The organism is Crocinitomix catalasitica ATCC 23190 (genome assembly GCF_000621625.1).
GTDB classification, from domain to species: Bacteria; Bacteroidota; Bacteroidia; order Flavobacteriales_D; family Crocinitomicaceae; genus Crocinitomix; species Crocinitomix catalasitica.
On record NZ_JHXV01000011.1, the window covers coordinates 1 to 12,788 of the forward strand.

A 12,788-nucleotide genomic window follows, 5' to 3' on the forward strand; every position below is an offset into this window, starting at 1 on the left:
ATGATATCGAAGTTTGTTTAGTTGCACTGAATAAAAATGGATGTAGCGATACTTTATGTAAAGTGATCAATATTTATGAGCCAATTAAATTGGACAATGTAAATATCTTCACACCAAATGGAGATGGCTTAAATGATTTGTTTACGTTTATCAATCATCAAGCTTCTATTAGTGAGTTTAGTTGTGTAATCGTAAATAGATGGGGAATAAAAATTCATGAAATGAACGATATCACGGATTCGTGGGATGGAACAGACATGAGTGGTTCTAAATGTCAAGATGGTGTATACTTTTACACTTATTTAGCTACCTCAGATAACGGAACAAAGATTGAAGGTCAAAGTACAGTGACCATCCAATCAGGAAAATAAAAAGTTAAATTAATTAACGATTTAAAGCCCCACTCAATTTTTGAGTGGGGCTTTTTTTATTGAGGAATTTGATAGCCTGGCACATTTAATTATTCTAATCATGTAATGATTTTAATAATTATTGTCTTTAAAATCGTAAGATTTAAGAGTATTATCCATAAATTTCGACTTTAAATGAGATCAAATGAAAAAACTATTTCCATTAATTTTAATCCTTTTTGTATTCACAGCATGTTCAAAAAAGAAAGCTAAAAACGACGAGGAAATCATTCAAGATTATATTGAGGCGAACAATTTGAATGCTGAGGCAACCGGAACAGGTTTATACTACGTTCGGTCTGTAACTGGAACAGGTGATGGCTGTGATGAGAATTCGACCGTTAGAGTCGCTTATAAGGGATACTTGACTGATGGAAAAGTATTTGATGAAAGTTCGGAAGAAGGTATTTCTTTTGGCTTATGGCAGGTTATTCAAGGGTGGACCGAAGGCATTCCTTATTTTAAAGAAGGTGGTGAAGGGATATTATTAATTCCTTCTGAATTGGGATACGGTAACCAAGCCGTAGGTTCCATTCCCGCGAATTCGGTATTGATATTCGATATAAAATTAATTGAAGTACTCTAAACTTTTTAACTTAGTAGAGTAAGTGCAACCGAATTTGGTGACAATGCTCGATCTATTTAATCAATCATACAATCCTCAAGATAATCTTTTACCTGAAGGTGGAATTGTCAATTATTTTGGTCCCATTTTAAGCTTAGCTGAAAGTGATTATTATTACAATAAATTCCTGAACGATGTGCAATGGCAAAATGATCGCGCCATTATTTTTGGCAAAGAAATAATTACCAAACGCAAAGTCGCTTGGTATGGCAATGAACCCTTCGAATATACCTATTCTAACACAACCAAAAAAGCATTGATTTGGACGGATGATTTATTGGTTTTAAAAGGAATTATTGAAGAAAAGTCTGGAGAAACATTTAATTCTTTTTTATTGAACCTTTATCATAACGGTTCGGAAGGAATGGCTTGGCATAGTGATGCAGAAAAGGATCTAAAGAAAAATGGTGCAATTGCATCTGTGAGTTTTGGTGCCGAACGCAAATTTGCTTTCAAACATAAATCGACCAAAGAAACCGTATCCTTACAATTAGATCATGGCAGTTTATTGATCATGGCTGGAACAACGCAAACCAATTGGTTACACCGTTTACCACCAACTAAAAAGATTCATAAACCTCGAATTAATTTAACCTTTCGAACAATTTTAAAATAAAATTCAAAGACTTGTCCTAAATGAAAAGACATAATCGTCACAAGGATATAAACATTAAAAAAATAGAATAATGAAAGAATTTATGATGCTTTTTAGAAGTGAGCCAAATCCAAATCAGAACCCTTCTCCAGAAGAGATGCAAAAGATGGTGCAAACATGGCAAGATTGGATCGGTGGAATTGCGGCTCAAGATAAATTTGTTGCAACCAATGCCTTAGGTTATCAAGGAAAAACGGTGCAAGGGAATGGTGTAATAACAGACGGACCTTATGCTGAATTAAAGGAAATTGTTGGCGGTTATATTGTTGTAAAGGCTGAAAATATTGATGAGGCAGTGAAATTATCTGAAGGTTGTCCAACGCTTGCAATGGGTGGTAAAGTTGAAGTAAGGGATGTCATGGTGTTTGATATGTAATTCAAACGATTTTTAAACAAACCCGAATGACAAAATAAAGTTATTCGGGTTTTTACTTTTTTCCAAAATGAACCAAAATTTGATCATTCCGCATCTTTTTCGAACAGAATACACGAAAATTGTAGCTGTTTTATGTAAAACTTATGGTTTGTCAAATATACAAATAGCTGAAGATTTTGTAAGTGATACTTTTCTGAAAGCAACCGAAACATGGTCCTTGAAAGGTGTACCTGAAAATCCAACAGCCTGGTTGTATACCGTTGCTAAAAACAAAGCAAAAGATACTTTTAAGCGGAACGATTTATTTCATGATAAAATTCTTCCGGAATTAAAAACGACTGCTAATCATGAATCGCTAGAACTAGATTTTTCTGATGAGAATATAGAAGATAGTCAGTTACAAATGATGTTTGCAATTTGTAATCCGATCAATCCTAATGATGCACAAATTGTCCTTGCTTTGCGAATTCTTTGTGGATTTAGTCCCCAAGAAATAGCAAACGCATTGCTTTCAAATACTAGCAGTATCAATAAGAAATTATACCGTGCGAAAGAAAAATTAAGATCCAATCAAATTAACCTGGCTTTTCCGGGGGAAGATGATCTTCTACCACGGTTGAATAATGTAATGACCATCATTTATTTATTGTTTAATGAAGGGTATTATTCAACAACGACTCCGCAAACAATTCGAAAAGATTTATGTTATGAGAGTATGCGGCTTTTATTATTGTTATTGGCCAATAAGCAAACCAATTTACCAAGTGGCAACGCTTTAATGGCCTTGTTCTGTTTTCATGCTTCTCGATTTGAAAGTCGAACAAGTGATAATGGTGAAATTTTATTGATGCATGAACAGGATCCGTCAAACTGGGATAACGCACTCATCCTAAAAGGAGAAGAATACTTAAATTTATCAGCCGCTGGAACAACATTAACGAAGTACCATGTCGAAGCGATGATTGCGCGATGGCATGCAGATGTAAATGCTGATCCTATCGAAAAATGGCCATCTATTTTACAATTATACAATCGGTTATTGCAAATTGAATATTCTCCTATTACTGCCTTACAAAGAACCTACGCCTTGGCTAAAGTGAAAGGTTCGAAAGTCGCTTTAAATGAAGCAAAAAAGATTCCATTGGATGATTATCATCTTTATCATGCCTTATTAGGAGAACTTCAAAAAAACACAAATAAAAGTGCAGCACTGGAACATTTTACTGAAGCGATTGACTTATCCACGAATGAAGCTGATCGAAAATTACTTCAAAAGAAATTTGATGATTTGAACACCAAATAAGGTGAAATATTTATTTTTTCAGAATAGTTTTTTCGATCAAAACTAGTTGTACATTCGATTAAAATTTAGATCAGCATTACAATGGAAAATCTCTGGCCTTGGGTCGTATTGATTGGTTATATCCTGCTATTATTATCGCTTGATTTGTTTGTCTTTCATAGAACGCAAGAAATGAAAACAACCAAGTCAGCTTTGATTGAGACCTTGTTTTTTATCGGGAATGCACTGCTGTTCTCACTTTTTATATATTGGGTATTCCAGCAAAACTATTTACCGAATTCGAGTGAGCTGAGTGGTGGTAGTGCCGTTCTTAAATATATTTCAGGATATTTAATCGAATTGTCATTGAGTGTTGACAACCTCTTTGTGATTGCTGTTATTTTCACATCCTTTAAAGTGCCTTTAAAATTCCAACACAAGCTACTTTTTTTAGGGATTCTAGGGGCAATTGTTTTTAGAGCTTTACTTATCGGAGTCGGGCTTGTTCTTTTGAACAAGATAAGTGGGATGACATTAGTTTTTGGATTATTTATACTCTTCACAGCATTTAAAATGCTTAAAAGTCATCCCGAAAATGAGGAGCATAAACCCAATAAAATACTGAAATTATTCCGCATTTCAAACCAATTTGATGAAGGAAGGTATACCACAAAAATTAACGGTAAATTTTATTTTACAGCATTGTTTGGTGCCTTGCTTACAATTGAATTCACAGATGTATTATTTGCGCTCGATAGTATCCCTGCGATTTTTGCGATTACTACTGATCCTTTTATTGTTTACAGTTCGAACATATTCGCGATCATGGGATTGCGATCCATGTATTTCTTCTTGGCTAATATGCTCGAGCGCTTCGCTTATTTAAAGTATAGTGTTTTTGCGATACTACTATTCGTAGGTCTTAAACTAATATTTATTGAATATTTACATTTACCAGAGTGGATTTCATTGGCATATATTGCTCTTTCATTAATTGTTGGAGTAGTGGTGTCGATTTTTAAATCGGTTAAACCGGAACAATAAATATTTAATCTAAAAGCAGTATTTAGTTGGCTACTTTCGAACGGTTTTTCAAAACATTTTCAATCGTTGCAAGATCAATTCCTTTTGCTTTCAAGAGGATAAGGAGGTGGTACATTAAGTCGGCCGCTTCGTTTTTGAATAAGTCGAGATTGTTATCCATTGCTTCAATTACTAATTCCACGGCCTCTTCACCTACTTTTTGAGCAACTTTATTCATACCGCGTTGATATAGTTGATTTGTGTACGAATTTGGATCATTTTCATCAATACGTTTTTGAATTGTAGCTTCTAATTGATAAAGAAAACCTTTGTCAACTTTTTCTTCAAAACAACTGAATTGTCCTGTATGGCAAGTTGGACCTTTGGGTAAAGCTTGGATAAGTAATGTATCAGCATCACAATCCAATTGAATGGATTTAATTTTAAGAAAATTACCAGACGATTCTCCCTTTGTCCAGAGGCGCTTTTTACTGCGACTATAAAACGTAACAATAGTTTCTGCTTTTGATTTATTGTAAGCGGCTTCATTCATATAGCCGAGCATTAATACTTGTTGTGTAGTTGCGTGTTGAATGATGACAGGAACAAGTCCGTTATCTTTTATAAAATCTATTTTCATTTTCTAATTGGTAAGTTATTGTCTAATAAATATGTTTTTAGCTGAGGGATTGAGATTTCGCCGAAGTGAAAAATACTTGCAGCCAACCCTGCTGACACTTTTGTTTTTGTAAATAAATCTTTAAAATGTTGGCGATTTCCCGCTCCGCCTGATGCGATAAGGGGAATATTTACACTTTTATTTACTTTTTCCAGCAATTCGAGGTTAAATCCATTCTTTGTTCCGTCGCTATCCATTGTGGTGAGTAAAATTTCTCCAGCGCCTAATAATTCGACTTCCTTTGCCCATTCTACGACTTTAAGTCCTGTATTTTTCCTTCCACCATGACTGAAAACAAACCATTCATCTCCGATTCGTTTTGCATCAATTGCGATTACTAAACTTTGTGCACCGAAAACTTGCTTGATATCTGTAATTACCGAAGGATTGCTTATTGCAGCGGAATTTAAACTCACTTTGTCGGCGCCGTTTTGAATAAGTCTTGCTGCGTCTTCCAATGTTCTAATTCCGCCACCTACAGTAAATGGGATATTGATTCGTTCGGCTATTTTGGATACCAGATCTATCAATGTATCTCGATTTTCTATTGTAGCTGTTATGTCTAAAAACACCAATTCATCAGCGCCATCTTTCGCATATTTCTCAGCCATTTCAACCGGATCTCCAGCGTCTCTCAAGCCAACAAAATTTACGCCCTTTACGGTTCTGCCATTCTGAATATCAAGGCAAGGTATGATACGTTTCTTTAACATAATGTTGACAGTTGTTTAAGTGAAATTCTTCCTTCGTAAAATGCCTTTCCAACAATAGCGCCTTCACATCCCATTGATTTTAATTCGAGGAGATTTTCAAGATTATTGACTCCTCCACTTGCAATTAAGTCGATGTTGGTTTCAGCAAGAATCTTACGATAAAGGTCATCCGCAGTACCTGCAAGCATACCATCATTCTCAATTGCAGTACAAATAACTGATTGGAGACCTTTTTGTTGATAAGCATTTATAAACTCGATGACATCTAAATCAGAATGTTCAAGCCATCCATTTGTGGCTATTTTATTGTCGATACAATCAGCACCAAGTATAATTTTATCACTACCAAATTGTTCCAGCCATTCAAGAAAAACCGATGGATATTTTACCGCTATACTTCCACCAGTTATTTGATATGCTCCTGAGTTAAAAGCAATCGTTGCGTCTGCTGTAGTTTTAAGTCCTCCACCGAAATCAATTTTTAAATTCGTTTGATTGGCGATTTTTTCAAGGACATTGTAGTTGATGATGGTGTTGGCTTTGGCGCCATCGAGATCAACTAAATGTAAATATTTAATTCCGTTGTCTTCAAATTGTTTAGCCATTTCTAAAGGATCATCGGCATATATCTTTTTTGTACTGTAATCTCCTCTTGTGAGTCTGACACATTTACCATTTATAATGTCAATAGCTGGAATTATTCTCATAGTATTAAAAAGTTTTTTAAGATTTCTTGCCCAATGGTTCCAGATTTTTCTGGGTGGAATTGGGTTGCATAATAATTGTCTTTTTGCATAGCGGCACTAAACGGCAAGATATAGTCACATTGTGCAATAGAGTACTTTGATAATTCGGCATAAAAGCTATGTACAAAATATACATCGGGTGATTGATCCATACGATTAAACAGAGGGCCTTTAAGGGTGTTCAAAGTATTCCACCCCATATGTGGAACTTTTTCTGCAGCTGAAAATCTTTTAACTTTCGTATTGAATATCCCCAAGCCATTTGTTTGTCCCTCTTCAGAAGAATCACACATTAATTGTAGACCTAAGCAAATGCCTAAAAAGGGCTGTTTGATGTTTTTGATTAAGGTGTCAAGTTCATATTTTGTTAAGTTGTTCATTGCCGAACTGGCTTCTCCAACACCAGGTAGAATTACTTTGTCGGCTTGTAGAATAGTTTGTTTATCTCTTGTTAGAACTGTGTCAAAGCCTAATCTTTCAACCGCATTGCTCACCGATTGAATATTGCCTGCTTGATAATCTATTATTGCGATCATAATGTGCCTTTTGTACTTGGAATTGTATAATTTGTCGTTTTTTGAAGGGCCATTTTAATTGATTTACCAAAAGCTTTAAAAATGGCTTCTATTTTATGATGCTCATTCTCGCCTTCCGCTTTTATATTCAAATTACATTTAGCCGTATCACTAAATGATTTGAAAAAATGCTTAAACATTTCAGTGGGCATTTCCCCAACGTTTTCTCTATTAAATTCGGCCTCCCAAACGAGCCATGGTCGTCCTCCAAAATCAATTGCAACTTGCGCCAAACAATCATCCATTGGCAGTAAAAAGCCGTATCGTTCAATTCCTTTTTTACTACCTATCGCTTTCGTAAAAGCCTCTCCCAGTGCGAGTGCAACATCTTCGACTGTGTGGTGTTCATCAATTTCCAAGTCGCCTTGAACGCAGATTTTTAAGTCTAAATTCCCGTGTTTTGCAATTTGTGTTAACATGTGATCATAAAATCCAATACCTGTATGAATTGTACTTTCTCCATTGCCATCTAAATTCAAATCAATTGAAATAGAAGTCTCATTCGTTTTGCGCGTGATCTTTGCCGTTCGCGGTCTTTCTTTTAAGAATTGATAAATGGTATTCCAATTCGTTGCACTTAGTGTTGCATTGGGATTAGTTTCGCCGATATAAATACTTTGACTTCCTAAATTTTTAGCCAATTCAATATCTGTATCTCGATCGCCAATAACGAATGAGTTAGGCAAATCATAATTGCCGTATATATACTTTTGTAAGAGACCTGTTCTCGGTTTACGGGTTGGGGCATTCTCCTGTGGAAATGAACGGTCAATTAATATTTCAGCAAATTCAATACCTTCATTTTTAAAAGCGTTGATTACTTTGTTTTGAGCAGGCCAAAATGTATCTTCTGGGAAGGAGTCGGTTCCCAAACCATCTTGGTTGGTTACCATTACTATTTCATAATCTAATTCTTTAACAATTCTACTGAGTCCTTGGAATACTGTTGGGTAGAATTCAAGTTTTTCTAAACTATCCAATTGTTTGTCTATTGGTGGTTCGATGACCAAGGTGCCATCGCGATCTATAAATAGTACTTTTTTCATTGTATTAAAAGGTTAATAAGTTGATTGTTTTCTTCTTTTGTTCCAATCGTAATGCGCAGGCAATTTTCAATTTCTTTAGTGCGGTCTCGAACGACAATGCCTTCATTTAATAAAAGGTGATATATTGTTCCTGCATTTTTGAATTTGATCAATAAAAAATTGGCATCGGATGGATAGATATGTTCTACCAAAGGACTCTCTTCAATGGCTGTTTTGAAACGTGATTTTTCGGCTAGCAATGCTATTTTTTGCGCTTCATATTGAGTCGTTTTCTTAAGTGTCTCAAGAGCGGCTTTTATGCTAAGCGTATTGATATTATACGGAGGTTTTATTTTATTCAGTATAGCGATAATATCAGGATTCGCGAAAGCCATTCCTATTCTAGCTCCGGCTAAACCATAGGCTTTACTCAAGGTTTGAATGATTACAACATTAGGGTGTTTAGCAAGAATTGATACGGCTGATACTTGTTCAGAAAAATCGATATAGGCTTCGTCAACTACAACAATTCCAGAAAATGTTGAGGAAATTGCTTCTATTTGTTGGTGTGTATAACTATTTCCGGTTGGATTGTTTGGTGAGCAGATGAATAACAATCCTGTGTTTTTTTTAATGATTGGAGTGATTGTTTGTAAGTCAGGCAATTCAAAATCCTCTTTTAAAGATATGCTAACCAATTCGATATTATTTATAGCTGCGCTAACGGCATACATACCGTAGGTAGGCGTAAAAATAAATGCTTTGGATGCTGAAGGTTCGCAAAAAGCTCTAAAAAGTAAATCAATCGCTTCGTCACTTCCATTACCGATAAAAATATTTTTTACAGGCACATTTTTTATGTCACTTATGACTTTCTTTAAGTCGAGTTGAAGCGGATCTGGATACCTATTTAATCCGGATTCAAATGGATTCTCGTTGGCGTCAAGCCAAATTTTAGCATCACCTTTGTATTCACTTCTAGCAGAAGAGTAAGGTTTTAAAGCGCTAATGTTTTCACGTGTAATTTTATTGAGATCAAACATTTGTTAAAGATTTTAGACGGATTGTAACTGCATTTTTATGTGCGTATAAATCTTCAGTTTCTGCCATTATTTCTATTGAAGGTCCTATTGTTCTAATGCCTATTTCAGATATTTTTTGGAACGTTATTTTTTTAACGAAACTGTCCAAAGAGACACCACTGTGGTTTTTTGCATATCCGTTGGTAGGCAAGGTGTGATTCGTACCACTAGCATAATCACCCGCACTTTCACAGCTATAATTCCCGATGAAAACAGAACCGGCATTGGTTACTTCATTGGCAATTTTCTCAGCATTTTTACAAACTATGATTAAATGTTCGGGTGCGTAATTATTGCTAAATTCTAAACACTTATTGGTGGAGTAGAATACAATGAATTGACTATTTTCTAATGCTTTTTTTGCGATATCTTTCCGTGGTAATTGTGCCAATTGAATCTCTATTTCAGTTTCAATTGCAGTAATTGTATATTCATTTGTACTTAATAATATAACCTGACTGTCAATTCCATGTTCGGCTTGAGAAAGTAAATCGGCTGCCACAAAAGACGGGTTGCAAGTTTCATCTGCAATAACCAATAACTCACTCGGACCAGCGGGCAAATCGATAGCGACTCCATATTGTTGAACGAGTTCTTTAGCCTTAGAAACATATTGATTTCCAGGACCAAATATTTTATGTGTCTTTTTTATACTCTGTGTACCAAATGCCAAGGCAGCTATGGCTTGTGCGCCTCCAACTTTGTATATTTCAGTTACACCAACTAAGTCGGCGGCATAAAGAATAGCATCGTTAATCGCTCCATTTTTATCCGGAGGTGTGCATATGATAATTTCTTTGCATCCTGCAATTTTTGCTGGAATGGCTAACATCAAAATAGTTGAGAATAATGGCGCCGTTCCTCCTGGGATATATAACCCAACACGTTCAATTCCCAACGATTTTCTCCAACATTCTACGCCTTCACTGGTTTCATAAATTGTTTGTTCATCTCGCTGAGCGGTATGGAAATATTGAATGTTATCCTTGGCCAATTCAATGGCTTCTTTTAATGCTTTAGGAATTCGACTTATGGCTTCTTGAATTTCTTCTTCGCTAACTGAAAGATTGTTTAATGAGACGCCATCAAATTTTTGAGTATAATAGTTTATTGCTTCATCGCCTTTCAAACGAACGTTTGTTAAAATGTCGGAAACAGCTGCAGTGATTGAAGCTGTTTCTATGGTCGGGCGCTTGCAAAGTGAATCCCAAGTAGATTCTTCAGGGTATTTTGTATGTTTCATTATCTAACTATTTTATTTATTGGCACAATTAAGATGTCTTCGGCTCCTAATATTTTAAGTTGTTCAATTACCTCCCAAAACTCGTCTTCTTTGATAACGCTGTGCAGTGAACTCCATCCTTCTTTGGCTAAAGGCAGTACCGTAGGACTTTTTAGTACGGGTAATACGTTGCTTATTTCAGCTATTTTATTCGTTGGAATGTTCATTAGTATGTATTGGGTATTCTTCGCGTTTAAAACCGTTTGAATTCTGAAGGTAAGTCGTTTTAAAATCTCTTCTTTTTCAGGTGTGAGCAATTTTGATTTTGCCAACACAGCTTCCGATTTCAAAAGTACCTGGGTTTCTTTAAGTCCATTTTTGAATAAAGTGCTTCCTGAACTTACGATATCGCATATTCCATCTGCTAAACCGATGTTGGGTGCAATTTCTACAGAACCGGAGATCACATGAATCTCTGCTTCGAGGTTGTTCTTTTTCAAAAAAGTTCGAACCGTATTCGGATAAGAAGTGGCTATTCTTTTGTTTTGAAAATAGACTAATGATTCATCCTGAACACTTTTTGGAATGGCCAAAGATACGCGGCAAGGAGAGAAGCCTAATCTTTCAACAATTGTAATGTCTTTTTGTTTCTCGATTAGTAAATTTTCTCCCACAATAGCTACATCTACAACGCCATCTTCGAGGTATTGTGGGATATCTCCATTTCGCAAATAAAGAATTTCAATTGGAAAATTAGAAACACTTACCTTGAGTTGGTCTTTCCCATTTTCAATTCGAATGCCGCAATTTTTTAACAATTCGATTGATTCTTCATTTAATCGGCCGGCTTTTTGAATGGCGATTTTTAGTTTACTCATTTTTACATTTTATATGTTTGAGTAAACCAGTAAGGAAATGTTAGAAAACAAAAAACCCGTTTGATTTGCTCAAACGGGTTTTAGAAATATCTTGATTTAGATCATATCATTCTTTTATCGCTCGAGTGCAATTCATTGAATGATGATGATGTAATTGTTTATAGTTCATTTTAATTATAATGATTCAAAAGTAATTAATTTTTCTAGACGGAGTGAAACTAATTTTTTAAGAAATGATGTTCAAATAGAATGTTGTAACGTTTAAGGCTTTGTAAGACAACGTGTTAGCTCTTATATAAGTTTTTTAATTTTAAATTATTATTTAACATACTATTAATTATTTAACAATAATATTAAAAATCTTATCAGTTTAAATAACGCGATAAAAGATTGTTAATTCCTCAGTTTAACCATCTTTACATATTAAAAGATTTACGGATGAAAAACTGGATAAAATTTGGATTATTTTGGGGTGTTTTGATGGCATTGGCATCCATATTTGTGACACCTTATTTAATGGGACAAACTTTAAATAGTGAGCAAATGATAGTAAAAGCGATCCTGTTTTTAATCGGTGGAATTGGGGTAGGTTATATCATGAAACATTTTAAAATCATCAAATTCAAGGATGAAGAAAATGGTGCACAATAAAACTATTGCATCTCGTAATTATCTTGCTGTTTACTATCCCCTCCAAATACTGCCGGACATCCTTTATTCGGTAATAACCAAGCCATTTTAACTGTGAAAATTACAGGTTGATAACGACTATTGAACCAGCGATGTCCTGGGTTTGTATCGGTAAATTGAAGGAATGTAAGCACTGGAGTTTGAATGGTTGGAACGAAAAACAAACCATCTTTCACTTTAAAACCAAAACCCAAAGCATAATAGAGTTGTCCAACTAATTTCTCTTGATTATTCGAAGGAAGTGGAGACAAATATTTCCCATTTGCTTGGTTGTCTTTCCCTCCGTAAATTCGAAAATCAACGTTAAAACCAATAGCGTTGTCTATAAAGTAATAACGATTCAATTGTGCGATATTATGAATTGCACCTCTTAAGAAAACGGATCCAAAATTAAAATTCCCTTGACTTTTAAAATCGCCTAATTGAAACTGTTCTGTTCCACCAAAATGTTTAATTCCTAATCCCCAATCCACATAATGAACGAATTTATTACGCTTTTTAAAGAGGTGTTCCATACCCGCCTCTATATAATATCCAGGTAATCCTCTTGGTGTTAATTCGTAAGCCGAATCTAAATCGTTGGGGGTATTACCTGCCATATAAGTCACACCTAAATCGACATGCCAACCTAAATTTCGGTATTGACTCGACTCACTACTCCAAATGATATCTCCCCAATTTCGACTTTCGGAAAAAGGATTCTTCGATTTTCTATCGTTATTTCTTTTTTCAATTCCACCTAATACCTGTGCATTAACAAATGTAAATGACAAAAGTAGGGTAGATACAAAAAGTAAAGTTTTCATC

16 protein-coding genes are annotated in these 12,788 nt (G+C 35.1%); 7 read left to right on the forward strand and 9 right to left on the reverse strand.

Going from position 1 to position 12,788, the window contains the following annotated elements:
- The 6 genes from T367_RS23840 to T367_RS0108610 form a co-directional block, all read left to right on the forward strand.
- On the forward strand, nt 1-371 hold a 371-nt coding region (locus T367_RS23840; RefSeq protein ID WP_157454175.1), incomplete at its 5' end, for a T9SS type B sorting domain-containing protein.
- Nucleotides 372-555: 184 nt separating this feature from the next.
- Entirely contained in the window at nt 556-996 is a 441-nt protein-coding gene (locus T367_RS0108590; protein ID WP_027419479.1) for an FKBP-type peptidyl-prolyl cis-trans isomerase, read from the forward strand.
- A 43-nt stretch (nt 997-1,039) separates the two neighbouring features.
- Complete coding sequence (locus T367_RS0108595; protein ID WP_027419480.1) at nt 1,040-1,651, forward strand: alpha-ketoglutarate-dependent dioxygenase AlkB family protein; 612 nt, start codon at nt 1,040-1,042, stop codon at nt 1,649-1,651.
- A gap of 70 nt (nt 1,652-1,721) precedes the next feature.
- Nucleotides 1,722-2,066: a YciI family protein gene (locus T367_RS0108600; protein ID WP_027419481.1), complete on the forward strand. Its 345-nt coding sequence runs from the start codon at nt 1,722-1,724 to the stop codon at nt 2,064-2,066.
- 67 nt (nt 2,067-2,133) lie between these two features.
- Nucleotides 2,134-3,369 carry an RNA polymerase sigma factor gene (locus T367_RS0108605; RefSeq protein ID WP_035843063.1) on the forward strand — a complete coding sequence of 412 codons (1,236 nt, stop codon included), beginning with the start codon at nt 2,134-2,136 and terminating at the stop codon, nt 3,367-3,369.
- An 81-nt stretch (nt 3,370-3,450) separates the two neighbouring features.
- Nucleotides 3,451-4,392, forward strand: a complete 942-nt coding sequence (locus T367_RS0108610) for a TerC/Alx family metal homeostasis membrane protein (protein ID WP_027419483.1) — start codon at nt 3,451-3,453, stop codon at nt 4,390-4,392.
- A 22-nt stretch (nt 4,393-4,414) separates the two neighbouring features.
- Here the strand turns inward: T367_RS0108610 and hisIE are convergent, their stop codons facing one another.
- Genes hisIE through hisG form a run of 8 tightly spaced genes read right to left on the reverse strand, consistent with a single transcriptional unit; the run spans nt 4,415 to nt 11,291 of the window.
- On the reverse strand, nt 4,415-5,011 hold the full coding sequence (gene hisIE, locus T367_RS0108615; RefSeq protein ID WP_027419484.1) for a bifunctional phosphoribosyl-AMP cyclohydrolase/phosphoribosyl-ATP diphosphatase HisIE: 597 nt from the start codon (nt 5,009-5,011) through the stop codon (nt 4,415-4,417).
- Nucleotides 5,008-5,763 carry an imidazole glycerol phosphate synthase subunit HisF gene (gene hisF / locus T367_RS0108620; protein WP_027419485.1) on the reverse strand — a complete coding sequence of 252 codons (756 nt, stop codon included), beginning with the start codon at nt 5,761-5,763 and terminating at the stop codon, nt 5,008-5,010. The genes hisIE and hisF overlap by 4 nt, the downstream gene beginning before the upstream one ends.
- Nucleotides 5,757-6,470: a 1-(5-phosphoribosyl)-5-[(5-phosphoribosylamino)methylideneamino]imidazole-4-carboxamide isomerase gene (gene hisA, locus T367_RS0108625; RefSeq protein ID WP_027419486.1), complete on the reverse strand. Its 714-nt coding sequence runs from the start codon at nt 6,468-6,470 to the stop codon at nt 5,757-5,759. The genes hisF and hisA overlap by 7 nt, the downstream gene beginning before the upstream one ends.
- Nucleotides 6,467-7,045, reverse strand: a complete 579-nt coding sequence (hisH, locus tag T367_RS0108630) for an imidazole glycerol phosphate synthase subunit HisH (protein ID WP_027419487.1) — start codon at nt 7,043-7,045, stop codon at nt 6,467-6,469. The genes hisA and hisH overlap by 4 nt, the downstream gene beginning before the upstream one ends.
- The gene (gene hisB, locus T367_RS0108635) at nt 7,042-8,130 is read right to left on the reverse strand and encodes a bifunctional histidinol-phosphatase/imidazoleglycerol-phosphate dehydratase HisB (RefSeq protein ID WP_027419488.1); all 1,089 of its coding nucleotides are present in this window, start codon (nt 8,128-8,130) and stop codon (nt 7,042-7,044) included. The genes hisH and hisB overlap by 4 nt, the downstream gene beginning before the upstream one ends.
- Nucleotides 8,127-9,152 carry a histidinol-phosphate transaminase gene (hisC, locus tag T367_RS0108640; protein ID WP_027419489.1) on the reverse strand — a complete coding sequence of 342 codons (1,026 nt, stop codon included), beginning with the start codon at nt 9,150-9,152 and terminating at the stop codon, nt 8,127-8,129. The genes hisB and hisC overlap by 4 nt, the downstream gene beginning before the upstream one ends.
- Nucleotides 9,145-10,434, reverse strand: coding sequence for a histidinol dehydrogenase (gene hisD, locus T367_RS0108645; protein WP_027419490.1), 1,290 nt, complete (start codon nt 10,432-10,434; stop codon nt 9,145-9,147). Before hisD ends, hisC begins: the two co-directional genes overlap by 8 nt.
- On the reverse strand, nt 10,434-11,291 hold the full coding sequence (gene hisG, locus T367_RS0108650; RefSeq protein WP_027419491.1) for an ATP phosphoribosyltransferase: 858 nt from the start codon (nt 11,289-11,291) through the stop codon (nt 10,434-10,436). The genes hisD and hisG overlap by 1 nt, the downstream gene beginning before the upstream one ends.
- A gap of 438 nt (nt 11,292-11,729) precedes the next feature.
- On the opposite strand from hisG, the gene T367_RS0108655 reads away from it, so the two are divergent.
- Nucleotides 11,730-11,942, forward strand: coding sequence for a hypothetical protein (locus T367_RS0108655; RefSeq protein WP_027419492.1), 213 nt, complete (start codon nt 11,730-11,732; stop codon nt 11,940-11,942).
- A 2-nt stretch (nt 11,943-11,944) separates the two neighbouring features.
- On the opposite strand, the gene T367_RS0108660 is transcribed toward T367_RS0108655, so the two are convergent.
- Nucleotides 11,945-12,787, reverse strand: coding sequence for a hypothetical protein (locus T367_RS0108660; protein ID WP_027419493.1), 843 nt, complete (start codon nt 12,785-12,787; stop codon nt 11,945-11,947).
- Between the last annotated feature and the right edge of the window lies 1 nt (nt 12,788).